Raw genomic sequence first — 25,484 nt, forward strand, 5'->3', positions numbered from 1 at the left:
AAAAGGCGGGCCTTTCGGACCCGCCTTTTTTGTGTATTCTAAAACCTAAGCATCTTTATACTTAAAGGTCTCCATAAATTTAGTGGTATAGTTCCCTGCGATATAATCAGGGTCATCCATTAAAGCACGGTGGAAAGGAATGGTGGTTTTAATACCCTCAATCACAAATTCATCCAATGCTCTACGCATCTTATCAATGGCCTCTTCACGGGTTTGAGCCGTAGTAATCAATTTGGCAATCATTGAATCGTAATATGGAGGAATGCTATAACCCGCGTATACGTGCGTATCCAAACGCACACCATGGCCACCAGGGGCATGGAATGTAGTAATAGTTCCTGGCGAAGGACGGAAATCATTCGCGGGATCCTCGGCATTAATACGACATTCGATAGAGTGCAATTTAGGCTCATAGTTCTTACCTGAAATGGTAATTCCTGCGGCTACTTTAATTTGCTCACGGATCAGATCATAATCAATTACCTGCTCAGTAATCGGATGCTCTACTTGAATACGAGTATTCATCTCCATGAAGTAGAAGTTGCGATGCTTATCCACCAAAAACTCGATGGTTCCCGCGCCTTCATACTTAATATACTCACAAGCTTTTACTGCGGCCTCACCCATTGACTTACGCAACTTGGCGGTCATAAATGGTGAAGGAGTTTCTTCGGTAAGCTTTTGGTGACGACGTTGAATGGAACAGTCGCGCTCAGAAAGGTGACAGGCTTTACCCGTTTGATCTCCTACCACCTGAATTTCAATGTGGCGAGGTTCTTCAATCAGTTTTTCCATGTACATACCATCGTTTCCGAAGGCAGCACCTGCTTCTTGACGAGCAGACTCCCATGCTTTCAGCAGGTCTTCTGCCTTCCAAACGGCACGCATTCCTTTACCACCACCACCGGCGGTAGCTTTCAACATTACCGGAAAACCGATTTCCTTAGCAATCTTCAAGGCTTCCTCATAAGAATCGAGTAAGCCCTCTGAACCAGGAATGGTAGGTACACCGGCGGCTTTCATGGTTTCTTTGGCCGTAGCCTTATCTCCCATGCGCTCGATCATCTCAGGGCTGGGGCCGATGAATTTGATCCCGTTCTCCGAACAAATACGAGAGAAACGAGCATTTTCAGATAAGAAACCGTATCCCGGGTGAATCGCATCCGCATTGGTAATCTCTGCGGCAGCAATAATATTGGGAATATTCAAATAAGATTCGCTACTGGCGGCTGGGCCAATACATACAGCTTCATCGGCAAAACGCACGTGTAAGCTGTCCTTATCGGCTTTAGAGTAAACCGCAACGGTAGAAATGCCCATTTCCCTACAAGTACGTAGGACACGCAAGGCAATCTCTCCGCGATTCGCGATGAGTACTTTTTTAAACATAGACCGAATTTTAAGATGGATCTACCAGGAAGAGCGGTTGATCGTACTCCACTGGAGACTGATCATCAACCAAGATCTTAACGATCTTTCCGCTTACTTCACTTTCAATTTCATTGAAAAGCTTCATCGCTTCAATGATACATACTACGGTACCTTCAGATACTTCATCACCAACGCTAACGAACAGATCCTTATCCGGACTTGGGCGACGGTAGAAAGTACCGATCATTGGAGATTTAATAGTAATGTATTTAGAATCGTCTTCTGCAGCAGGAGCAGCAGTAGCGGCTGGAGCTTCAGCAGCAGGGGCAGCGTGAGCAGCAGGGGCATGGTGAGCCGGAGCTGGAGCAGCCATAGCTTGTGGCATGCTGATTACCTGAGTCTTATTCTCATTCAGTACCGCAGATTCGGTTTTGATAGTGATCTTGAAATCTTCAGTTTCGAGGTTTACCTCAGCGGCACCGGAACGGGCCACAAACTTTATAAGATTCTGAATTTCTTTTAAGTCCATGGAAGGGTGGTGTTTAAATTTTCAGGGTGCAAAACAAAGCTAAAAAAATTTACTTGGCGTCGATGGCCCACTTGAGGTAGATTGCACCCCAGGTGAATCCTCCGCCAAAAGCAGCAAAAATCAGGTTATCGCCTTTCTTCAACTGCTTCTCATAGTCCCATAAACAAAGGGGAAGAGTTCCATTGGTCGTGTTGCCATATCGATCGATATTCAGCATCACTTTATCTGAGCCCAAGCCCATTCTCTTGGCTGTGGCATCAATAATTCTTTTATTGGCCTGATGCGGAACTAACCATGCTACATCATCAGAAGTAAGATCGTTGCGCTCCATAATACGAGCACTAACATCTGCCATATTGGTCACGGCAAATTTGAATACCTGCTGACCTTCTTGATGCACGAAATGATGTCCCAGTTCTACTGTTTCCTTGCTGGGAGGATACATGGAGCCACCTGCCTTAATATGCAGATATTGGCGGCCAATACCATCACTACGTAAAATGCTGTCTTGTACACCTAAGCCTTCTTCATTAGGCTCGAGGAGCACAGCACCGCAACCATCACCAAAAATTACGCAAGTGGTACGATCGCTATAGTCGATAATGGAAGACATTTTATCGCCAGAAACGACCAATACCTTTTCATAACGACCGGATTCGATGTACTGAGAAGCGGCATTTAATCCGAATAAAAACCCGGAACAGGCGGCTTGTAAATCGTAACCAAAAGCCTTGTTCATGCCCATCTCCGAAATTACAAAGGAGGCAGAGTTGGCTACCGGCATATCCGGGGTTACAGTACAAAAGATTACGAGTTCAATTTCGTCGGGCTTTACATTCGCCTTGGCCAAACATTCTTCGGCGGCTTTAATGCCCATATAGGAAACGCCTTTGCCCTTCTCACGAAGAATGCGACGTTCTTTAATTCCTGTTCGAGTAGTGATCCATTCGTCAGAGGTATCTACCATAGTTTCCAGAACAGAGTTGCTTAGCCGATACTCTGGAAGGTAGCCTCCAACGGCAGTGATTGCTGCGGTTTTTGCCATATTAAATGGTGCTAGATGCGGAAAATTGCTCAGCAAAATTAGCAAGAGCAAACGATTCGGCGCCTAATATCATGCTTTTTATCGCCTCAGGGCCCGAAGCCCCGTGTGCTAAAAGGACTTTTCCCTTAATCCCTAAAATGGGGGAAGCCCCGTATTTTTCATAGTTGAGAAGCTCCAGGAAGGAGTGTTCCAAATCCAATTGTCGACTCAAAGAATAAAAGGATTCGGTTTGTTTGAGGAGCATATTTCCTGTAAAACCATCACATACCAATACCTCCGCTTCGAGATTAAATAATTCTCGTGCTTCCGCATTGCCAATAAAAGAAGGTTCTTGCTCCTTTAATATTTGATGGGCTTTCTGATAAAGTAGATTTCCTTTGCTTTCCTCAGAACCGGTATTGAGTAGTGCTACTCGTGGATCCTTACAAGCTAAAACCGATTGAGCATAGGCTTTTCCTAAACGAGCAAACTCTAAAAATTGCTCGGGCTTGGCGTCTACATTAATACCCACATCGAGTACCACGGTTTGGCCACCCTTTAATTTGGGGAATAGTGAAACCACCGCCGGACGACTTATACCCTCATGCAAACCCAAAGCTTGCATAGATGCTACCATTAAAGCTCCGGAATGTCCGGCACTGGCAAAACTATCGATCTTAGCCTGGGCCAAATCGCTGATGCCCTGCAATAGGGTAGAGTCAGGTTTCTGTTGTAAGGCACGAACCGGATGTTCATCCATGGCAATGGCGCTGCCACAAATCCGGGCTTCACATTGAGCGGGAACTTCTTTAAGATCTTCTTCTAGACCATAGAGAACCACCTGGGTATCTCCTTTAATTTCACCCAATGCCAGCTGTAAACCGTTCAGCACCACCTGAGGTGCACGGTCTCCGCCCCTTATGTCAATTCCTATCCTGCTCATAACGAAAAAAGGCAGACTCATGGACTGCCTTCTTAAATTCTCTTCTTAGAGAAGCGCCATTAAGCGGCTGCTTCTTCTTTCTCCATTACCACTTTACCTTTGTAGTAAAGTTTTCCTTCATGCCAGTAAGCACGGTGGTAAAGGTGAGCTTCGCCGGTTACGGAACAAACCGCAATAGTAGGCGCTTCAGCCTTGTAATGAGTTCTTCTCTTATCGCGGCGAGTAGTACTTTGTCTGCGTTTAGGATGCGCCATCTTCTCTAATTTAGTTCAATAAGTCCTTTAATTTATCCCAACGAGGATCAGTATCCTCGCTTTGCTCTTCATTGCTGTGTTCTTCAGGGCTCAGAGCTTCCAGTCTTTCCAGAATTTCCTGACCCATTTTGCCTGCTTCAACATCGGGATGCACAACTTTTAGGGGCTTTGCCAATACTGCCATTTCGTAGAAGTATTGAGCCACATTAAAGCGATGCTCTCCATGTGGAAGGATTAGCAAATCTTCTTCGCTATCATCGAAATCATCCCCGAATTTCACCATCACTTCCGCATCAGCCGACAAAGGCAGCCAAAACATCTCATTGGTTAAATCACAGGGTACCCAAACCTTTCCTTCGAGCTCTAAGTGCAATGCCATCTGCGTTTCACGCTTTAGCAATTTCATCTTCGCCTGAAGGTCGGCTTTTTCGAAATCCTGATAATCGAAGACTTCAAAGAACGTTGCATCAATCTGAAAATCAAATTGATGCTCTCCTAGTTTCAAACCAGAGAACGCAATTTCGAAGTCTTTCAAACGTTTCTCCATGCCTGATTTTTTAGGGAGCGCAAATGTATAAATTATTCAACAATCACAAAGGCTATTTACTTTTTTTTGCCTTTGATTTTTAAGGGGTTGGCCGTCATTTCTGCGGTACCAGATCGGGAACGGTATAAATCGATGGCCGCGAAGACCGCTGATCTAAATGATCCGGGATCCGCTTTTCCTTCGCCGGCAATGTCGAATGCCGTACCATGATCAGGGCTGGTTCTCACAATAGGTAAGCCGGCCGAATAGTTTACCCCTTCTCCAAAGGTAATGCTCTTAAAGCCTACTAAACCTTGATCGTGATACATCGCCAAGACCATATCAAAATCCTGATAGGCGGATGAACCAAAGAAGCTATCCGCCGGATAGGGCCCCATGGCTAAGGCTCCTTTTTCCTTCGCTCTTTCAATTGCTGGCAATACGATCTCTTGATCTTCCTTACCAATAACTCCCTTATCGCCTGCATGAGGGTTTAATGCCAATACTGCAATGCGGCCTTTCGGCAGATGAAAATCATCTTTCAAGCTTTGATGCAAGGCCATAATCTTTTGCTCGATTAATTCCGGAGTAATTAATTCCGTTACTCGCGCTAATGGCACATGCACCGTGGCCAGAGCCAAACGTAGTTCAGGCGCCAGGAACATCATAGTTGCCTTGCTTTTAAAGCGGCTTTCTAAATAATCGGTATGTCCAGAAAAACGAAAATCCTTACTCTGAATACTCTCCTTATTGATAGGAGCAGTAACCAGTGCGTCAATAGTACCGGCTTCCAAAGCCTCGCAGGCTGCCTCTAAACTTTTTACAGCATAGGCCCCAACTTCCGGGTCTACCTTGCCAAAATCCATTTTCACTTCTTCCTTCCAGCAATTCACCAAATTGGCCTTGCCTTCCAGAGCATCTTCTGCCTGATTGATAATATGGAAGTTAAAATCCCGTCGATCAATGGCATTGCGATGGTAAGAAACCACTTTGGTTGAACCGAAAACCACTGGTGTGCAAAGTTCCAGCATCTCGGCATCGCCAAAAGTTTTGATGATGAGCTCCATGCCCACCCCATTTAAATCGCCAATGCTAATTCCTATCCGTGGTAAAGCCTCTTCACTCATACCTTCGACTTTAAGAAGTTATACATCAGGCGAACGCCTACTCCGGTACCACCCTGACTGCGATAGTGATGGGCCGCATTTAAAAAGGCCGGACCGGCAATGTCGATATGAATCCAAGGATAGTCGGTGAATTTTTGCAAGAACTTACCGGCAGTAATAGCTCCACCTTCGCGGCCACCAATATTCTTTTGGTCAGCAATCGTGGATTTTAAGAGCTCATCGTACTCTTCCCAGAATGGAAAACGAGCGGTGCGCTCATAGGCCATATCTCCGGCTGTGCTTAAGGCATTGAACTCTTCATCCGAGGCAGTACCCATTACTACCACACCGTATTTACCAACGGCCACCGCGGCCGCACCGGTTAGGGTTGCTAAATCTACCACCAGAGCAGGTTTATAGTTTTTAGCATAGGCCAAAGCATCAGCTAAAAGCATACGACCTTCTGCATCGGTATTTAAAACCTCAACGGTTGATCCATCATACATCCTAATTACATCACCAGGCACATAGGCATTTAAGCCCGGGCGGTTATCGGTGGCCGGAACCAAACCAATAACGTGAATGGGTAATTTATTGGCTGCAGCAGCGGAGATCGCCCCAATAACAGCAGCGGCACCTCCCATATCACTTTTCATGGAGTCCATAGATCCGGGAGTAGGCTTTAAGCTTAAACCTCCGGTATCGTAAACTACGCCCTTACCCACCAAAACAATCGGTTGACCACTGGCACCTTCGCCTTTGTACTCTAGAATGCTAAAGCTGGGGGGATCCTGACTTCCGCGATTTACCGCTAAGAGTCCGCCCATTTTTAAGGATTCGATTTTCTTTTTATTGAAAACCTCCACTTTAAAACCAAATTTCTCACCAGCCTTTTGGGCTTCTTTCGCCAATTGCTTAGCAGTGAGATACGATAATGGCTCATTTACCAAATCTCTAGCCAGGTAAGTCGCAGATACCACGGCATTCAATTCCTGCAATTGCGCTTCACTGAAGGAGGCATCCACTTGAATGGATTCCAAAAGGTCCTCCTTTTTACTGAAGTACTTCTGAAATTTATACGCCGCTAAGGCTAATCCTTCGGCGAAAGCCATGGCCTTATCCGATGCTTCTGCATGAATGGCGATATGTTTGGCCTTGCAAGATTTTTGAACCTTAGTGGCTAGGATTCGGGCTTTTTCAAAAGCTTGAGCATCCTCTCCTTCCGGCAAGCAGGCAACGCTAAGCTCCGGTAGGCGACTAAAATGAACAAAGCTATCCGCCTTGAGTTGATCTGCCAGATAAGCTTTCTCAGCCTCTGTTAAATCGAGCTTAGAATAATCTTCAGGTCGATTGAGTAAATATATTTGGTGATCCAGGTCATGCTTGACCTTGCTTTCACTGAAAAACAACATAAGAATATTTAAATTTGAGCAAAGTTACCAATTCAAAAGCCTCGAAGATAAGAGCTATTGCCCAACACAAAACCTGCTTTTGAACGTTTAGGTATAGATCGCGGATTTTCCCCAATTATGAGAAAAAGCCTACTGCTTATTTTCCTTTTCGCCGGAATGGCCTTGCATGCCACCCATAACCGGGCCGGTGAAATCACCTATCGCTGGATAACTGGCCTTACTTACGAGGTTACGATTACGACTTATACCCGGGCTTGTCAGCTCTGTGCCGATCGCTGTGAACTGTCTATCGACTGGGGTGATAATTCGGGTGATACTCTCGCTCGATCCAATGGCCCCCGCATTGTTTGCTTGCAAGCCAGGGATGGAGAAATCATTGACCCCATCAATCAAATTCGAAAAAATATATACATAGGCACCCATACCTATGATGCCCCAGGGATCTACACCATTAAAATGGAAGATCGGAACCGAAATGCTGGGATTAGCAATATTCTCAATTCGGATCAGGTACCCTTTTATATTGAAACTGAATTATACATCAGCCCCAGCTTAGGTGCCAATAGCTCTCCCATTTTAACCAACCCTCCGGTAGAACGAGGTTGTGTGGGTAAGCGATTTGAACATAATCCCGGCGCCTATGACCCGGATGGGGATAGCTTAGCTTATCGATTGGTGTATTCCAAAGCTCAAAATGGCGATCCTATTCAAACTATTTACGATCCTCAATATGTGCAGGATTCGATTGAAATTGATCCCAATACCGGATTACTATTTTGGGACTTACCTCGAAATGTGGGTCAGTTTAACTTCGCCTTCGAAATTGTAGAATTCCGTAAAAATGCCCAGGGTCGCTATGTGCGGATAGGCTACGTTACCCGCGATTTACAGGTGGATATCGAAGATTGTGGGAATAATCCTCCGGAAGTTATACCGGTGGGGCCTTTCTGTGTAGAGGCGGGCACCAGCTTAAACTTTAGTGTCACGGCCACCGATCCGGATACAGATGATTTGATCCTCACCGCTTTTGGTGGCCCCTTCGAAGTACCTACTCCTCCGGCTACTTTTCCTGAAGTAAATGGCCCCAGCCCATTGAGTGGTTTCTTCAACTGGAATACCCGCTGCCATCATGTGCGCAAACAGCCCTATCAGGTAAGCTTTAAGGCCACCGATATTCCCCAAGACCCCAATGACATTGCCCTGTCGGACATCTATACCACCGAAATTACGGTTATCGCGCCGGCCCCCAAAAATCCGGATGCCCAAGCAGAAGGTCTGGCCCTAAGGCTTAATTGGGATGTTTCTTTCTGCACCGAGGCGGATGGTTATTTACTCTACCGCCGCGAATCGCCCTATGGCTTTGTGCCGGGAGTTTGTGAAACCGGAGTCCCGGCTTATACCGGCTATGAATTTCATGATAGCTTGTTGAATGTAAACAATACTACTTATCTCGATAGCTTCGATGTGGAGCTTGGTAAGGAATATTGCTATATGGTAGTAGCCTATTTTGAGGATGAGGCTCAAAGCTATGCCAGCGAAGAGTTCTGTGCGGCTCTGCCCTTAACCTTGCCGATGTTTACCAAGGTGGACGTAGAAAGTACCGACCCTGCCAGCGGAACTATTGGCATTGAATGGATTGAAGCCCCCGAATTCGATAGTACTATTTACCTGCCTCCTTATCGTTTGGAATTATGGGGACGAGAAAAAGACAATGGCGCCTTTAACCTCTTGAACACCGCCAACAATATTGACGCGGGCAATTTCACCCATAACAATCTAAATACTCAGGACCTTTCCTACGAATACCATTTGGATGTGTATGCCGGTCCTAATCAGGATTTTGTAGGCTCCAGCCCCTTGGCTTCTTCGGTGTATGCAGAGCCTACCGGATCGGATCAAAGTGTAATGCTCGACTTCAATTTTGATACCCCCTGGCAGAACGAACGTTTTGTAATCTATCGGGAAAACCCCACTGGATCAGGACAATTTGATAGCATCGGCGAAAGCTTTGTACCCGAATATACCGACACCGGCTTGGTGAACGGCGAAAACTACTGTTACTATGCCGAGAGCTATGGCCGCTATACCGCCAGCGACTCCTTGCCCCGGCCTTTGGTTAATCGTAGTCAGATTACTTGCGCTACCGCCAGAGACACCACCGCTCCTTGCCCACCGCAATTTGCCTTGTACAATGCCTGCCCCGATACTATTTATTTCTCTTGGAAATTAGCGCAGGGCAATGGCTGTAAAAACGATGTTAGTAAAATCAACATCTACTTCCGCACCGGTGAAAATGAATTTGGTGATCAACCCTTCTTATCCATTCCGGTAAATGGCGACTCTACCATCCGCTTTGTAAGTGACCAAGCCATATTTGGCTGCTATGCCATTACCGCGGTAGATGATGCGGATCAAGATCCGGGTGGACAAGCGAATGAAAGTGCCTTTAGCGAAGAGCTCTGCATTGAAAGCTGCTTTACGATTAAATTCCCGAATATCTTCAGCCCTAATGGCGATGGCTATAATGAGCGATTCCTACCTGTAGAAATTGAGCAGGTGGCCAATCTGGAAATTGAAATCTACAGTCGTTGGGGTAATTTAATATACCGCACTACCGACTTAGAGGATTTCCTTAGCAATGGCTGGGATGGTAATGTGCAAGATAATGGCAGTCCGGCGCCCGATGGTGTTTATTATTATGTTTGCCGCTACACCGCCGAAAGTATTGGACCTACCATGGAACAAACCGCTTCGGGATTTGTACATCTTGTGAGATAAATAAAGATATGTTTACCGGTATTATTGAAAGCCTCGGCACCCTTCAGGCCAGTCGTCGTGAAGGAAGCAATTTGCATTTCGACTTCAGCTGTGATTTCACCTCTGAATTAAAGATTGATCAAAGCCTGGCCCATAATGGGGTTTGCTTAACAGTGGTGGCCATTAATGGCGATGAGTATACCGTAACTGCCATTGAAGAAACCCTGCAAAGAACCAATTTGGGTCAACTGCAAAAGGGCGATCAGGTAAATCTGGAGCGCTGCATGCAAGCCAATGGCCGCTATGATGGACACATTGTTCAGGGCCATGTGGATACCATCGCGGAATGCGAGCAAGTCTTAGAGAAAGATGGCAGTTGGGAATTTCATTTCAAGCATGCCCCCGGTAAACAACATTTAACCGTTGAAAAAGGCTCCGTTACCATTAATGGAGTAAGCCTTACGGTGGTGCGCTCCGAGCCCGAGCACTTCTCAGTGGCCATTATTCCTTACACTTATGAGCACACCAATTTCAAGGATTTGAAGCTAGGCTCTCTGGTAAATATTGAGTTCGATATTTTAGGGAAGTATGTAGCGAGAATGTTGGGAGATAGGGCTTAGTCCAACTTTTTGTTTTAACTTCAAAATATCCCTTTGAGCTTTTTAGAATACGGCAACTGACGCATTCCAAAAGACGTGAAACAGGATGGCTGGTCCTATGGATTTAGAAAAGTGAAATAGACTTGCGGCAATGAAGCCTCCAAAAAGTGAGATATAAGCTGAATGCCAGTTTAAGTCACCTCCAGCTATTATACTCAAAAGCCCTAGATGAATCAAGGCAAACAAAAGAGCAGATAAAACTATTGATAGCCAAACCGGGTATTTCATCGCCAGCTCCTTTTGCAAAAACTGTCTGAAAAATAATTCTTCAGCAATGGGAATAAAGAACACTAAACCGAAAGTATTCAAGCTAAAGTGATCATTCCATTGAAAATCCAGCGCGATTTGATATTCATCCCCATTTATAAGGTTATAAACCACATTTAAAGGGATCTGAAGAAAAGAGAAACCAATACCCAAAATCATCGCTAAAGGATAAAAATAGGATTTGGAAGCCTTTAGGTCCGAAAACCTAAATCGCTTTGTGAAATGCATAAAAAGGAATAGACCAATTAGCTCCAATAATCCATTTCCAAAATAGATATATGGGTAGCCAACAAAATCAGCGTTCCATGCTTCGCCAATCACTATCCAAAGTGATAGGATCTCAATAAAAACCAGAAAGAAAAGTGTGTACAAAAGAGAACGGAAGACATTCATCAATCAGGATATAATAGAATTGACTCCGAAAATACACAATACTCGAAAAACCCAATTCAAGCTAAAATAGCTTCGCTAGCAAGCTCTCCAAACTAAACCCCGAAGCCGCCAACTGCTCCGTTCTGGGTGCATGTTCACTAAATGGCTTGTCGATTAAAACCGCTTGATACTCGGCCTTAAGCTTTCCGGATTGCAGCAAGGCCAGTAGATCGCGATGCAAACTACCGCCAGCCGGATTTTCATCCACCAAAATCAAGCGCCGATAAGAGGCCAAAATCTCTACTAAATGCAGCTGATCCAAAGGCCGGAATTGAGGTATAAGCAAATGACTCCAATCTTTTGCCTTAACCAGTACACATTGAAGTACTCATGAATGTGGCATAAACTAGCGTTAAATGTTTGTTCGCAAAGCTTGGCAACTGTCAAGTTATAACCTCTACCCAAATAAGTCCTGCTGGCACTTTAATCTCTCTTAACTTAGATCAGCATTAATAAAAGAGAAGCCTGATATAATCTAGCCCGAAAGACAATTTCACACCTATAAATTACTAAATAAGCTTTTAAAACAATATTTAACTTTATCTTTTATACTTCATAAATCTTAACTTTCATAATGAAGTTATCGAGGATTATAACTTTCATTTTAGCCACAAGCTTTTTACAGTCTAGCTGTGAGAAGGACTCTGATAATTCCAAACAGGATAACAAGCCTCCTTTTCATTGGAGTGTAACCAAAGCGGATGTCAACGGCAAATTATGGGGGGATTGCATTGTTAGTGTACTCACCGGGCTTAATCGCGAGAAATCTTCGGCAGCAGATTATGGCGGTCAGAGATTTACAATTTCTTCCGCAAATATTTGCAATAGTCACGAGGGTGTGGATACTACTATAGTTAACCTATACATGGATATTTCTGAGCCAATGAAAGAAGGCCAAACATACCAACTTGATGATCAAAATTTAGGTGGAGTTGCGGGTTGGATAGAAAACTGGAACCATTTTTATGCAACAACAAATCAAAACAGCACCGGTCAGCTGCATATCTCCAAGTTTAAAAACGATAAGATTAGCGGAACTTTCTCATTCGTCGCCCGCATAGATTCTCTTGATCTAACTATTAAGGTGGAGCACGGTAGATTTGAGGATATGAATATTCTTAATTTTTAAGCCGCATTTCGATAAAAAATTGAAAATAAGTATCCCTGAAAAACCTTAGCCTCATTAATTTCAGCTATGATCTCTTTCTCTTTCAAACCCAACCTTCATAAGCTCTGTTTGGTGGTTCTAATTATGGTAAGCACTGCTTGCGATGAAGAACCCAAACCAGAGGGGCCAAATCTCAGCTTTAGTGAAGTCATTTGTTATGTGAATGGAGAATTATGGCGAGACTGCCGAAAAGGTATTGCAGGACCTTATGCTAATAATTACGGTCAATACTTTGTTGGAAACTACTTAGACATAGACGCCTTGGATTTTTGCAAGTTGTACACAGATTTAAGCACTGGTCTGTATCTTAAGTTAAATGTTACGGACACTGGTTATTATCCAATACGGGAACACCATGGTTCATTTATAATCTACAACCTAGATCCAGAAATCGATACAAAGATTTACGAAACCGATAGCCTCTCTGAGGGCTATGTTCATATCAGCCGCTTTTATTCCAATAACCAAAGATCTTACATCGATGGAGAATTTGCCTTTACTGCCTATCTTAAAGACTCCAATGAAGTAGTGCAGGTAAGTGATGGAACCATTAAAAATGTTGAGCTTAGTCATTATTAAAAGCCGCCGATGAAAAATCCTCTTCACTTAATTCTATTTAGCTGTATCCTTTTACATTCACTAGCATTACCAGGTCAATTTCAGCATAGCGACTCTATTTTCGCAACGATACCCTATTATGGGGAAGAAACCTGGCCTAATGGCAATTTCGCCAATGGCACTTACAGTTTATATAGCCATACCGCCCAAAACTTAAGTCAGGTAGACCAAGCCCTTATTATTGTTGAAGGCTGGGAATCTTAAAAGTGCTCTTTAGATTGTACTTAAATTCTGAGCTAGAATCCCGATTTTAAAATACTCCACAGACTACTACCTTCAATCCAAAGGTACTTTGACGCAGAAACAATAACTGCAAAAAGGAAATAATTGCCTTTCATCTTTGGAATCATTCTCCAAAAAACATCCGCTCCAATAACTTTTCCAAACTAAATCCCGAAACCGCCAACTGCTCCGCCCTAGGTGCATGTTCGCTAAATGCTTTGTCGATTAAAACCGCTTGATACTCGGCCTTAAGCTTTCCGGATTGCAGCAAGGCCAGTAGATCGCGATGCAAACTACCGCCAGCCGGATTTTCATCCACCAAAATCAAGTGCCGATAAGAGGCCAAAAGCTCTACTAAATGCAGCTGATCCAAAGGCCGGAATTGAGGTATATGCAAATGACTCCAATCTTTTGCCGCGGCCGCGGCCTGGGCCAATGTTGCTTGAGAGCCGTAAGATAGTATAGCAGAGTTCTGAGTAGATTGACGCCACCAATGGGCCTGCATTCCCTGCCAAAGGCTATCGGTTTGCAAATCGAAACTAGCTTTAGGATAGCGAATTACCATTGGGCCTTCCGCTTGCATCGCCTCCTCTAACATTGCTTTCAAAGCCCTGCCTCCAGCAGGTGCCATTAAACGCATATTCGGAACATCTGCCAATAAGGCCTGATCGAATACCCCATGATGGGTAGGTCCATCCTCCCCCACAAAGCCCGCTCGGTCAAAAACAAAAACCACCGGCAATTGCTGTAAGGCTACATCGTGAATAATCTGATCCAAGGCTCTTTGGGCAAAAGTGCTGTATAAATGCACCAAAGGCTTAAAGCCGGATGCGGCCAATCCAGCGGCCATGGTCACCACATTTTGTTCGGCAATACCTACATCAATCACCCGCTCCGGAAAAGCCTTTTGAGCTTCCAATAATTGCGCACCGCTCAACATGGCCGGACTTAATACCACCAGTTTTGGATCAGTCTCTAAAAGCTTTAAAATTGTTTCGCCAAATACCGATTGAAAGCTCGGAGCAGCTGGGCTGCCTCTCCGTTCAATGACTTCATTATAACCAAGCCCTTTTTCGGTTTGGATATGCAAGAACAATGGACCCGAAAGACTATTCAATTCCTTCAGCTTCGCTAATAAATCGGCAATAGAATTTCCTTTTTCGCAAGTATGATATTGGAAGCCTAAGGATTCTGCCCAGCCCTGATAGCTATTCAGCTTTTGCAATGCTCCCACATTGGGGTCGATGCTTCCCTTATTATCATTGAGAATCACCAGACAGTCGGCCGCCAAATCACCCAAATAATTTAGGGCCTCAAAAGCCTGACCGCCGGTTAAAGCTCCATCACCAATTACCGCCACATGTTTGCGCGGATTTGCTTCCAGCTGGGCCGCTTTTACGAACCCGGCCAGTGCCGAAATGGAAGTTGAAGAATGCCCGGCACCAAAAGGATCGTAAGCACTTTCACTGCGTTTGGTAAAACCTGAAATTCCGCCTTTTTGACGGTTGCTCTGAAATATTGACCGTCTCTCGCAGAGCACTTTATGGGCATAAGCCTGATGCCCCACATCCCAAATCAAAATATCATCTGGAGTCTTAAAGTGATAATGCAGCGCGATGCTTAATTCGACTACCCCCAAACTTGAGCGTATATGCCCAGCTTTGGTGCGTGTTTGCTCCTGGATAAAGCGACGTAATTCAGCCGCCAATTCTTCCAATTGATGGCTATCTAAAAGCCGTAGATCGGCCGGACTGTTGAGCTTTTCCAGAATGGGATAGGTCATGGCGCAAAAGTAGGATATACACCCCACAAAAAAGGCCCCGGAGAACCGGGGCCTTGTCAACCAATTAACCAAACCTTAACCTAATTGCTACTGCGGCCGAACCAAGATCGCACAATGCGATTCAAGCGTTCTAAAACCAGGTACATTACTGGGACCACAATCAGCGTTAGGAAGGTTGCAAATACCAGACCAAAGATTACCGTCCAGGCCATAGGTGACCAGAACACGGCATTATCTCCACCGAAGTAAATATTAGCACCACGACCATCTAATAATCCGATGAAATCGATGTTCAATCCAACTGCTAAAGGCAGGAGACCTAGTACGGTAGTAATTGCGGTGAGCAATACCGGACGTAAACGGGTTTTACCCCCTAACTCAATGGCATAAACCAAACTTTCATCATCCAATTCCTGACCTTCTTCCAATTGCTTTTCTTCACGCATACGCGCTCTACTCAGCTCAATAAAGTCGATCAGTACAATACCATTGTTTACTACAATCCCCGCCAGGGAAACGATACCAATACCGGTCATAATTACCACAAACTCCATTTGGAAGATTCCCAATCCAAGGAATACACCAATGGTACTGAAGAGTACGGTAAGGATGATAATGAAAGGCTTAAGAGCAGAGTTAAACTGAGACACCAAAATGATGAAGATCAAGGATACCGCAATTAACATCGCACGAGTTAAGAACTCAGCACTTTCCTGTTGCTCTTGCTGAGATCCGGTAAACTTCAGATCATAGCCTTCTGGCAATTTGTAATCCTTCAATACCTCTTTGATCTCATTGTTGATTTCAGTTTCATTGAAACCTTCCACCACATTCGAGTAAACCGTAATTAAACGCTCAGAATCTTTACGCTTAATAGAGTTATAAGAGTTCACAAACTCATAGCTGGTTACCGCCGAAATAGGCACCTGAACAATGCGACCACTGGCCTGTGAGCGGAAGGTTACCAACTGGTTCATTAAGCTGGCTACGTCGTAACGATAATCTTTCTTAAGGCGAATCTCAATCGGGTAGTCGTCCTCACCTTCTTTATACTTACTGGCCTCTGAGCCATATAAGGCAGTACGCAGAACCATGGCAATTTGCTGAGTGCTTACACCTAAGCGTCCGGCGCGATCGCGATCAATACGCACCAACATCTCTGGTTTATTGGTCTCCAAATCAATTTGTAAACCTTCAATTCCAGGAATCTCAGCAGCGTCCACCACCTTTTTCACATCATCGGCAGCGGCAATTAACATATCAAATTCACTACCGGTGATTTCAATATTAATCGGACGACCAGTAGGCGGACCATTTTGCTCTTTCTCTACGCTAATGGTTAAACCTGGCAGCCAGTTATTCAATTTTTGAGTAACCTCTCTTTGAATGGCACTGGTACTTATCTCATTACGGAATTCGTACTCCACAAAAGAAACCGTAATACGGGCTTTGTTCGGGGTATTTTGACCACCGCCTCCAAACTCATTCTGAGAGGCAGTTTCCGCACCCACATTGGTTACCACACTTTTTACCAGATCCTGATAAGGCACCAAAATGTTGTTCAACTCCGACTCTACACGCTGCGCAATGCTATCGGTTGCCAACACATCCGTACCCAGGGGTAATTCTACGAAAACATTGATATAATTCGGATCATTCTCAGGGAAGTCAACATACTTAGGATTGGTTCCAAAGTAGAAGTTGATTGAGAATACCATCAAAAAGAGGGTACCTACAATAATGGCCATTGGTCTCCACTTACGCAGGGAGTAGGCCAAGGTGCGGGCGTAGAAACTCTCCACCCGGGGTAGCAATACCAATTGGAACCAGGCCGAAAGTGGATTCAGGGCATAGGTGAAGGCTAGAACTCCAAAGGAAATCGCTAAAAGCAAGTTTCCTAAAATGGTACTGGAGGCCATATGTGCTAGTACGCCTAGTACCAGGAATACTGCAAACCAAAGCAATGCCTTGCGGTGATTTTTATCCGACTCAAAATCCTGATTCTTAATGAAGGAGGCGGCAATTACCGGGTTAATTACCAAGGCTACGAATAGGGATGATCCCAATACGATAATCAAGGTACGGGGCAAATAGCCCATAAACTCCCCAATAATACTATCCCAGAATAAGAGAGGGAAGAAAGCAGCCAAAGTAGTAGCGGTTGAGCTAATAATAGGCACCGCAATTTCACCCACCCCTTGACGGGATGCCTCCCAGGCCGAGAGCCCTTCTTCGGCATAAAGCCGGTAAATATTCTCAATGGTTACGATGGCATTATCTACCAACATACCCAAGGCTAAGATCAGCGAGAAGAGAACGATAAAGTTCAAGGTTACACCCGCCGCACTTAATATCAGGAAGGAGATAAACATGGAGAAAGGAATACTCAATCCCACGAAAGTGGCATTCCGTAACCCTAAGAAGAACAAGAGGGTTAAGGTTACCAGAATTACCCCGGAAATGATACTGTTCTCTAGGTTCGCAATTTGATTACGAGTTTGAGTACTCTGATCATTAGTAATGGTAATCCGCAGATCTTTAGGCAAGAGGCTCTTTTTAGCCGTCTTGATAATCTCGCGAATCTTATCTGTAGCATCAAGGAGGTTTTCACCGCCCTTCTTAATTACGTTCAGGGATACTACCGATTCACCATCCAAGCGCGCCATGCTCTCTACCTCTTTATAAGTAAAGGCTACATCGGCGATATCTTTCAGGTAAACGATATTATCATTCTCATGCTTAACAATCACATTGCGGATTTCATCCATAGAGGTAAATTCCGCATCGGTACGAATACTACGTCGGGTTTTACCCAGAAGGATATCTCCTGCTCCAATATTGATGTTCTCAGCCGCCAGGGCATTTTGTACATCATTAAAGCTGAGCTTGTTCTCCTGCATTTTGGGCATATCCACATTGATCTGCACCTCTTTTTCCTTGTCGCCAGTAATGGTAGCTTCCGAAATTTCACCCAGTTCTTCAATCTCATCCTGAAGAAGCTCCGCATAGTCTACCAGGTCATCAATAGAATAATCACCGGATAGGTTGATGTTGAGGATCGGAATACGACTCAGGTCGATATCCAATACTACCGGATCCTGATCAAGGTCAGAAGGTAAATCGCTCATCGCGCGATCCACCGCATCCTTTACATCCTGGAGGGCTTTTTCAGTATCAACATCGATATTAAACTCCACATTAATAATGGATACATCCTGCACCGACTCAGAATTGAGGTTTTTGATACCATCCACCGATTTAATCTCTTTCTCGAGCGGACGGGAAATCAGGTTCTCAATATCCTGAGGGGTGTTTCCCGGATACGGCGTTTGCACGTAAATCAATGGGAATACAATCTCCGGGAAGGACTCCTTAGGCATCGTGATGTAGGAGAACACTCCGAAGAGGATCAACAGCGCCGAAAGTATAAAGACGCTGATGCTATTTTTAAGGGCTAGCGTACTAAGCCCGAAGTTTCGACTGGTATTTGTTGCCATAGTTTTCGAATTACTGGATCTCTACCTCCTGTCCTTCGTTTACAGAATTAGCCCCAACCACAATCACTTGTTCTCCGGCCTTCAGACCTTCGATAATCTCGGCATCTTCTCCAAAGGAGCGACCGATTTTCACATAGCGTTTGCGAGCGACTGGCTTAGCTTCTGATTTATCAATTAGATATACATAATCCCCTTTTAAGTCCTTGCGAATAGCCATAGAAGGCAATACCAAGGCATTGGGGTTTTCGTAGTCCTTCAGCTTAATTTCAGCTAAAAGATTAGGCTTAATCAATGCATTGTTGTTTTTCAAACCTACTTTGATGGTAAAGCTGCGGTTCTCTGGATTGATGTACTGACTGGCGAAAATTACTTTTTCTGCCTGCTTCAATCCTAAGGCAGGAATACTCACTTCTACGGAGTCGCCCACTTTAACCGCTTTCAAATAGCTTTCGGAGATGTCAGTTTCCAACTCCAGATTACTAAGGTCTACCACGCGTGCTACCGGAGTACCGGCACCCACAAATTCACCTTTGTTTACGCGGATCACGTCTAAGCTACCGTTTACCGGAGCTTTCACAAAAGTATGCTCATACTGGGCACGGGCTTGCTTTACGCGATTCTCAGCTGCTTGGAAATTGGTTTTAGCATTGAGGTATTCGATTTCGGAACCAATGCTGTCTTTCCATAAATTCTCACGACGCTCGAAGGTGGTTTTGGCCAATTGATAAGCCGCTTCGGCTTCTTTTAACTGACCTTCGATAAAATCACTTTCTAAACGTAAGATGGTCTGACCTTTAGAAACACGATCGCCTTCTTCGGCATTAACCGAAACTACACGACCATTACCCTCGGCGCTTAAAAGCACATTCTCCTTAGAGCTTACCGTAGCACTTAAGCGTACGAAGTGACGGAAAGTTTGATTTGCCATGGTGCGCACTTCAACCGGAGTTAAAGAGGCTTCTACCACATGCGTGGTATCCAGACGTTCAATTTGGGCCTGAATGCTATCGATCTCGATTTGTAAACCTTTTAATGCGGTTTCCTTTTCCTTCAAGCTCGCTTGAAGACCGGCAAGATCCTTAGGCGATTGCCCGCAAGAGGCCAAAATCGCGAAAATGAATAAGATGCTTAATTTTTTCATGGTTTAATTGAAGAGCTTAAAATTATTGGCCCAATGCGTATTCCAGGGCTTCTTTGGCGTTTAGAACGTTTAAAATTGCGTTGATGTAATTGCGTTCGGCATCGAGATATTGATTCTCAGCCTGCGTTAATTCGAGGCTGCTAGCCAAACCTTCTTTGTATTTGCGCAGCATACGGTCGCGCACTCTTTCACTTAAGGTGCGGTTGCGCATTTGATTACTCAAGTTATCCAAGGCAAAGTCATAGTCGCTTTGCGCTTGATGGAACTGTAATTCCAATTGACTTTCGGTAGCAGTTTTAGCTAGGCGGATGCGTTCTAAATCAATTTTCGCTTTTTGCACTCTGGCCGTACGCGCCAAGCCGGTAAAAATGTTCCAGCTTAAGCTTGCGCCGATGGTGGTTCCCGGAATCCAATAGGTATCGAAACTGAAAGCCTGACTGGCTTCATTCGAGAAATTACTCTGGCTATGTGTTACAAATCCGCTTAAAGTAGGGAAGTACTTCGCTCTTTCATTGGCCAATTGAAGGCTGGCGCCTTTCTCCTGACTCAAGAGATTACGGAAGCTGATATGCTTATCTACCTGAAAAGGGTTTTGAGCTAAAGTCGCATCCGAACGAACGGGATTTATTACTTCTTCCAATCTGGAGCTCAGAGTGATTTCTTCTTCCAAAGAAATACCCATATTAAACTTGAGTAATTGGTAAGCCAAGTTCACTTGACGCTCAGCATTATTCACATTGTTCTGCAAATTATTGTAAAGCAGTTCCATCTGACTTACATCCTGATCTTCTACAAATCCGTTTTCAAAAAGTTTTTGGGTTTCATCAAAATTGGATTTAACCGTTTTCAGGTTTTCTTTCAAGATTTCCAGGGTTTCTTCGGCTACCAGGACACCATAATAACTCTGAGCCGTATTGCGGCGAGCGTTAATCTCTGCCTCCTCACGCTCCAAAGCTTTGGTTTCCTTTACCACTCGGGTAGCTTGCAAAGCCACGAAGTAAGATCCGTCGATCAAGAGCTGGCTTAATTGAAACTGCGCTTGATTGGAATGTGCTACTCCAAAAGCTACATAGGCAATATCATCTTCACCAGCATTAGGATCGAAAAACTGCGCCGGAATAGGTTGCTTTGGAACCTGCGCATTGTAGCTGTATCCAAAGGAACCTGAGATTTGGGGCAATCCCATGGCTGCCGTTTCCTTAATGGTTTTCCGGGCTTTTTCGTAGTCCAGAATTTTATCCTGGACCGTGTAGGAATTCCGGGCGGCATAGTCCTGGGCCTCCTGAAGTGAAAATTGCTTGGCCTCTTGCTGTGCCCATAAAGGTGCACTTAAAAGGGCTAATCCAAGCACCAGGTGTTTTTTCATGATTGTGTTTTAGTAGTTGTCATTAGTTTTTCCTGCAAATAGGCAATCCCCTTGGCATTTGCCACTCCGCGCACATGATAAATCAAGATTTCGCGCATGAGCTCGGGCATGCTCATTTGTTCAAATTCCGCAATGTCGGATTCGGTCATTAGGCGAGCCCGACTGTAATATAAGAAGGCCACCACATCGTTATTCAGTTCTTCGCGAAACAAGCCCTCGCGCTTCCCTTGTTCGATATTAGCGTGCATCATTTTTAAAACCATCTCACGCTTGCGGCCTTCCAATTTGGCGTACAATTCGGGGTAGTAGCGTTCCAGCTGAAATTGCATGCTGTGATCATGCGCCTCAATATTGGCACACACCACTTCGTCCATCGCAAAAAGCATATCAATCGCATTGCCTTCTGCTTTTAAGAGCTCAACCATGCGAGCGCTTACTTTGTCCATTACCCGCTCCACTGCGCGCTCCACTAATTCTTCCTTGTTGGCAAAGTATTTATACAAGGTTTTCTTAGATACGCTCAGCTCCTTGGCAATGTCATCCATCGTTACCGGCCTTAAACCGTAACGCTGAAACATTTCATGGGCCTTCCCAATTATTTCAATCTCCATTGTCTCCATAACGGCGGCAAAACTAGGAAACAAAATGCACTCGGAAACTATTTTCTAAAAAAAGTTTCTTGGTGTTAAGGTTTCTTATTGATAGGCCTGTTTACAGTGGAAAATTTGTGAAATTTGCGGCCCAAACCGGAAGAAAATGAGTTTATCCATTAAAGATATTTTACAGCAAAAACCCATTGGTACCACCCAAGAAGTAAAAGGCTGGGTAAGAACCTTTCGCAGCAATCGTTTTATTGCCCTTAGCGATGGTTCTACCATTAAAACTTTGCAGTTAGTTGTGGACTTTGAAAACCTCGAAGAAGGTCTGCTGAAAAAAATCGCGACCGGTGCGGCTATCCGCGCCAAAGGTGATTTATTAAGCTCCCAAGGTAAAGGTCAGGATGTTGAAATCCACGTAACTGACTTAGAGGTTCTCGGTGAGAGCAATCCGGAGGAATATCCTTTGCAGCCTAAGAAACACTCTATGGAGTTCTTGCGTGATATCGCTCATTTGCGGATGCGTACCAATACCTTTGGTGCCGTAATGCGAATTCGTCATCACTTGGCCTATGCCGTGCATGACTACTTCCATAAAAAGCAATTCTTCTATCTGCACACGCCTATTATTACCGGTAGCGATGCCGAAGGGGCAGGGGAAATGTTTAATGTATCCATACTCGACAAAAAAAACCCGCCTTTAACTGAGGAGGGCAATATCGATTATAGCAAAGACTTCTTTGCCAAGGAAACCAACCTTACCGTATCTGGCCAGCTGGAAGCCGAATTAGGAGCCATGGCCCTTTCTAAGGTTTATACTTTCGGACCAACTTTCCGGGCCGAAAACTCGAATACCTCACGCCACCTCGCTGAGTTTTGGATGATTGAACCCGAAGTGGCTTTCAATGATCTAAATGCCAATATGGATTTGGCCGAGGATTTCTTAAAACATGTGATTCGCTACACCCTCGAAAACTGCGGCGATGATCTGGAATTTTTGGAAAGCCGTTTAAAGGAAGAAGAAAAGTCCAAACCCGAAAAAGACCGCAGCGAGCCCTTGCGCGAAAAGCTGCAATTTGTGGTTGATAATAACTTCCGCAGAGTAAGCTATACCGAGGCCATCGACATTTTACGCAATTCGAAGCCAAACAAGAAAAAGCGTTTCAACTACCTCATCGACGAATGGGGCGCTGATTTACAATCGGAACACGAAAAATATCTGGTACAGCACTTCAATGCGCCGGTAATTTTATTCGATTATCCCGCCAAAATTAAGGCCTTCTACATGCGCCTAAATGAGGATGAAAAAACCGTGCGTGCTATGGATATCCTTTTCCCAGGCATTGGCGAAATTGTAGGGGGATCGCAAAGGGAAGAACGCTACGATGTACTGCGTGGTAAGATGAATGATTTCGGTATCGACGAGAAAGAATTAGACTGGTATCTCGATACCCGAAAATTTGGCAGCTGCGTACACAGTGGATTCGGATTAGGCTTTGAGCGATTGGTATTATTCGTAACCGGAATGACCAATATTCGTGACGTAATTCCTTTCCCACGTACTCCGGGCAACGCCGAGTTTTAAGGCACTGATCCTTTAAAATCGGGGGCTGGCACGCAGTTTGTTAAGCTTGAGCAAAAACGGCAAAATCTTTGATAGGTCGAGCCGCTTTTTCTTAACTTCACCCAGCCAAATTGCACCATGCTTAAACAACAGCTCAACCAAAAATTACTGCAAAAACTCAGTCCGCAGCAGATTCAGCTCATGAAGCTGATTCAGTTGCCTACCCTGGCTTTTGAGCAAAAAATTAAGGAAGAGTTGGAAAGCAACCCCGCCTTGGAAGAAGGCAAAGAGGAAAGCGAAAACGACAGCGAGGATCTCGAGTTCGACAATCAGGAAAACGAAAGAGAAGAGGAACGCATTGAGGCGGAAGACATCAATGTGGATGAATATCTGAGTGATGATGAAATTCCTGACTATCGTTTACAAGCCAATAATTATTCGCCCGACGATGAAGAAAGCAAGGTGCCCATTACCGGTGGTAAAAGCTTTCACGAATTTCTATTGGAGCAATTAGGCACCTATCCCCTCGATGAGCAAGGACGGCAGATCGCCGAATATTTGGTTGGGAATATTGATGATGATGGCTATATCCGTCGTGAGCTAAGTGCCATTGTTGATGACCTGGCCTTTACCCAAAACATTTTTGTGGAGGAGGAGCAATTGGAGCGCTACCTAAAACTTATTCAGGCCCTGGAGCCTGCCGGAGTGGGAGCGCGCAATTTGCGGGAATGCCTGATCATTCAACTGCGTCAGGAAGAGAGTAGCTACCATCAAAGACTGGCCTTGGAAATTCTGCAGGACTTCTTCGATGAGTTTACCAAAAAGCATTACGAAAAGTTAATTCAACGCCTGGAGTTGGATGAGGAGGATTTGCGACTGGCAATACTTGAAATCACCCGCCTAAATCCAAAGCCCGGCAATAGCACCAGTAATAGCAATCGCGAAGTACAGGTTGTAGTGCCTGATTTTACCCTTCGCATTGTGGAAGGTGAATTGGAATTAACCCTTAATAGTCGCAATGCTCCGGAGCTAAATGTAAGTCGGGAGTACCGCGAAATGCTCGAGACCTATCGTCAGGGCCAAAAAGAAAACAAAGCACAAAAGGAAGCTGCCCTCTTTGTGAAGCAAAAACTGGATGGGGCCAAATGGTTTATCGAAGCCATCAAGCAAAGACAGCAAACCCTGATGCTCACCATGGGGGCCATCATGGAATATCAAAAAGAATATTTCGAGACCGGCGATGAATTAAAGCTTCGCCCCATGATCCTGAAGGACATTGCCGATGAAATTGGAATGGACATTTCTACCGTATCCCGGGTGGCCAGTAATAAATATGTAAGCACTCCTTATGGTACTTTCCTGATCAAAGAATTTTTCAGCGAAAGCATGAAGAATGATGCCGGAGAGGATGTAAGTACTCGTGAAATCAAGAAAATCTTAGAAGTTTCCGTTTCTGAAGAAGATAAGCGTAAACCTCTTACCGACGATAAGCTGGCCCAGCTCCTAAAAGACAAGGGCTATCCCATTGCCCGCCGTACTGTAGCCAAATACCGGGAACAACTGGATATTCCGGTAGCCCGCTTACGCAAGCAACTCTAGATGAATATTCGCTTAGCCAAGTTTATCTCCATCCTCTTCCATCCGGCGATATACCCTTTAATAGGCCTGTATTTCATTTTCGAATATCTGCCCTATCACTATCCACGCCAGGTAGTGCTGCTCTCTTTATTGATGGTGTTTTGCGGCACCTACCTCATCCCGGTTTTGATTAGCATTTTACTCTACCGCTTTCGCGTGATTAGCAGCTTGATGATGAACAAGGCTGAAGATCGACGTTGGCCCTATACCATTGGAGCACTGAGCTTTTACCTTACCTCTCAACTCATAAAAAATGCCGGCCTGGCCGCCGAAGCACATCAATATTTGGCCGGAGCCGCTTATGTAATTCTACTGCATTTAGTCTTGCTTAGCTTCTTAAAATCCAGTGCTCATTTAGGAGGCCTAGGCGGCTTTTTAGGAATGTTAATGGCAGTTTCTGCCAAGTACAGTTTAAACCTGCTACCCTTTATTGGAGCCCTAATATTAGTAGCGGGAATTGTGGCTTCGGCCCGCTTAAGTCTCAAGGCCCATAATGGCAAAGAACTGGTGCTGGGATTTAGCAGTGGACTGCTCATCGTGTTCAGCACGGTATACTTCCTTCATTAGACTAAGTCCAATAAAAGCGCATCCGCTATAGCTAAAACCAATGG

23 protein-coding genes are annotated in these 25,484 nt (G+C 44.7%); 8 read left to right on the top strand and 15 right to left on the bottom strand.

The window, feature by feature from the left end:
- Positions 1-45 precede the first annotated feature (45 nt).
- From accC to H4K34_RS07755, 8 genes are read right to left on the bottom strand one after another with little or no spacing between them, the layout of a single operon-like run.
- Positions 46-1,389: an acetyl-CoA carboxylase biotin carboxylase subunit gene (accC, locus tag H4K34_RS07720; RefSeq protein WP_210760243.1), complete on the bottom strand. Its 1,344-nt coding sequence runs from the start codon at positions 1,387-1,389 to the stop codon at positions 46-48.
- Positions 1,390-1,399: 10 nt separating this feature from the next.
- Entirely contained in the window at positions 1,400-1,900 is a 501-nt protein-coding gene (accB, locus tag H4K34_RS07725; RefSeq protein WP_210760244.1) for an acetyl-CoA carboxylase biotin carboxyl carrier protein, read from the bottom strand.
- A 49-nt stretch (positions 1,901-1,949) separates the two neighbouring features.
- Complete coding sequence (locus H4K34_RS07730; RefSeq protein WP_210760245.1) at positions 1,950-2,945, bottom strand: beta-ketoacyl-ACP synthase III; 996 nt, start codon at positions 2,943-2,945, stop codon at positions 1,950-1,952.
- Position 2,946: 1 nt separating this feature from the next.
- The gene (locus H4K34_RS07735) at positions 2,947-3,888 is read right to left on the bottom strand and encodes a phosphate acyltransferase (protein ID WP_210760246.1); all 942 of its coding nucleotides are present in this window, start codon (positions 3,886-3,888) and stop codon (positions 2,947-2,949) included.
- 38 nt (positions 3,889-3,926) lie between these two features.
- Positions 3,927-4,121: a 50S ribosomal protein L32 gene (gene rpmF / locus H4K34_RS07740; protein WP_210760247.1), complete on the bottom strand. Its 195-nt coding sequence runs from the start codon at positions 4,119-4,121 to the stop codon at positions 3,927-3,929.
- 10 nt (positions 4,122-4,131) lie between these two features.
- Entirely contained in the window at positions 4,132-4,668 is a 537-nt protein-coding gene (locus H4K34_RS07745) for a YceD family protein (RefSeq protein WP_210760248.1), read from the bottom strand.
- Between the two features lie 56 nt (positions 4,669-4,724).
- A complete protein-coding gene (gene pdxA, locus H4K34_RS07750; protein ID WP_210760249.1) occupies positions 4,725-5,774 on the bottom strand; it encodes a 4-hydroxythreonine-4-phosphate dehydrogenase PdxA in 1,050 nt (349 codons plus the stop codon).
- Entirely contained in the window at positions 5,771-7,165 is a 1,395-nt protein-coding gene (locus H4K34_RS07755; protein ID WP_210760250.1) for a leucyl aminopeptidase family protein, read from the bottom strand. The genes pdxA and H4K34_RS07755 overlap by 4 nt, the downstream gene beginning before the upstream one ends.
- 117 nt (positions 7,166-7,282) lie before the next feature.
- Between H4K34_RS07755 and H4K34_RS07760 the strand changes: the two genes are divergently transcribed.
- Both H4K34_RS07760 and H4K34_RS07765 read left to right on the top strand, forming a co-directional pair.
- Positions 7,283-9,943 (top strand): T9SS type B sorting domain-containing protein, encoded by a 2,661-nt coding sequence (locus tag H4K34_RS07760; protein WP_210760251.1) that lies wholly within the window; start codon positions 7,283-7,285, stop codon positions 9,941-9,943.
- Positions 9,944-9,951: 8 nt separating this feature from the next.
- Positions 9,952-10,542 carry a riboflavin synthase gene (locus H4K34_RS07765; protein ID WP_210760252.1) on the top strand — a complete coding sequence of 197 codons (591 nt, stop codon included), beginning with the start codon at positions 9,952-9,954 and terminating at the stop codon, positions 10,540-10,542.
- Between the two features lie 42 nt (positions 10,543-10,584).
- Here the strand turns inward: H4K34_RS07765 and H4K34_RS07770 are convergent, their stop codons facing one another.
- Entirely contained in the window at positions 10,585-11,007 is a 423-nt protein-coding gene (locus H4K34_RS07770; RefSeq protein ID WP_210760253.1) for a CPBP family intramembrane glutamic endopeptidase, read from the bottom strand.
- A 295-nt stretch (positions 11,008-11,302) separates the two neighbouring features.
- Entirely contained in the window at positions 11,303-11,542 is a 240-nt protein-coding gene (locus H4K34_RS07775; protein ID WP_210760254.1) for a hypothetical protein, read from the bottom strand.
- Between the two features lie 312 nt (positions 11,543-11,854).
- Between H4K34_RS07775 and H4K34_RS07780 the strand changes: the two genes are divergently transcribed.
- From H4K34_RS07780 to H4K34_RS07790, 3 genes are all read left to right on the top strand, one after another.
- Positions 11,855-12,409: a DUF6252 family protein gene (locus H4K34_RS07780; RefSeq protein ID WP_210760255.1), complete on the top strand. Its 555-nt coding sequence runs from the start codon at positions 11,855-11,857 to the stop codon at positions 12,407-12,409.
- 66 nt (positions 12,410-12,475) lie between these two features.
- Complete coding sequence (locus H4K34_RS07785; protein ID WP_210760256.1) at positions 12,476-13,027, top strand: DUF6252 family protein; 552 nt, start codon at positions 12,476-12,478, stop codon at positions 13,025-13,027.
- 9 nt (positions 13,028-13,036) lie between these two features.
- Positions 13,037-13,270: a hypothetical protein gene (locus H4K34_RS07790; protein WP_210760257.1), complete on the top strand. Its 234-nt coding sequence runs from the start codon at positions 13,037-13,039 to the stop codon at positions 13,268-13,270.
- A gap of 142 nt (positions 13,271-13,412) precedes the next feature.
- On the opposite strand, the gene H4K34_RS07795 is transcribed toward H4K34_RS07790, so the two are convergent.
- From H4K34_RS07795 to H4K34_RS07815, 5 genes are all read right to left on the bottom strand, one after another.
- Positions 13,413-15,071, bottom strand: coding sequence for a 1-deoxy-D-xylulose-5-phosphate synthase (locus tag H4K34_RS07795; RefSeq protein WP_210760258.1), 1,659 nt, complete (start codon positions 15,069-15,071; stop codon positions 13,413-13,415).
- 80 nt (positions 15,072-15,151) lie between these two features.
- Complete coding sequence (locus H4K34_RS07800) at positions 15,152-18,568, bottom strand: efflux RND transporter permease subunit (RefSeq protein WP_210760259.1); 3,417 nt, start codon at positions 18,566-18,568, stop codon at positions 15,152-15,154.
- 10 nt (positions 18,569-18,578) lie between these two features.
- On the bottom strand, positions 18,579-19,709 hold the full coding sequence (locus tag H4K34_RS07805) for an efflux RND transporter periplasmic adaptor subunit (protein WP_210760260.1): 1,131 nt from the start codon (positions 19,707-19,709) through the stop codon (positions 18,579-18,581).
- Positions 19,710-19,731: 22 nt separating this feature from the next.
- Positions 19,732-21,075 carry a TolC family protein gene (locus tag H4K34_RS07810; RefSeq protein WP_210760261.1) on the bottom strand — a complete coding sequence of 448 codons (1,344 nt, stop codon included), beginning with the start codon at positions 21,073-21,075 and terminating at the stop codon, positions 19,732-19,734.
- Entirely contained in the window at positions 21,072-21,695 is a 624-nt protein-coding gene (locus H4K34_RS07815) for a TetR/AcrR family transcriptional regulator (RefSeq protein ID WP_322107638.1), read from the bottom strand. Before H4K34_RS07815 ends, H4K34_RS07810 begins: the two co-directional genes overlap by 4 nt.
- Before the next feature lie 136 nt (positions 21,696-21,831).
- Here H4K34_RS07815 and asnS point away from each other — a divergent pair, with 136 nt between their 5' ends.
- From asnS to H4K34_RS07830, 3 genes are all read left to right on the top strand, one after another.
- The gene (gene asnS / locus H4K34_RS07820) at positions 21,832-23,256 is read left to right on the top strand and encodes an asparagine--tRNA ligase (protein ID WP_210760263.1); all 1,425 of its coding nucleotides are present in this window, start codon (positions 21,832-21,834) and stop codon (positions 23,254-23,256) included.
- 117 nt (positions 23,257-23,373) lie between these two features.
- Complete coding sequence (gene rpoN, locus H4K34_RS07825) at positions 23,374-24,834, top strand: RNA polymerase factor sigma-54 (protein ID WP_210760264.1); 1,461 nt, start codon at positions 23,374-23,376, stop codon at positions 24,832-24,834.
- The gene (locus H4K34_RS07830; protein ID WP_210760265.1) at positions 24,835-25,440 is read left to right on the top strand and encodes a hypothetical protein; all 606 of its coding nucleotides are present in this window, start codon (positions 24,835-24,837) and stop codon (positions 25,438-25,440) included.
- The last annotated feature ends 44 nt before the right edge of the window (positions 25,441-25,484 follow it).

It is taken from the genome of Croceimicrobium hydrocarbonivorans, from assembly GCF_014524565.1.
Taxonomy (GTDB): domain Bacteria; phylum Bacteroidota; class Bacteroidia; order Flavobacteriales; family Schleiferiaceae; genus Croceimicrobium; species Croceimicrobium hydrocarbonivorans.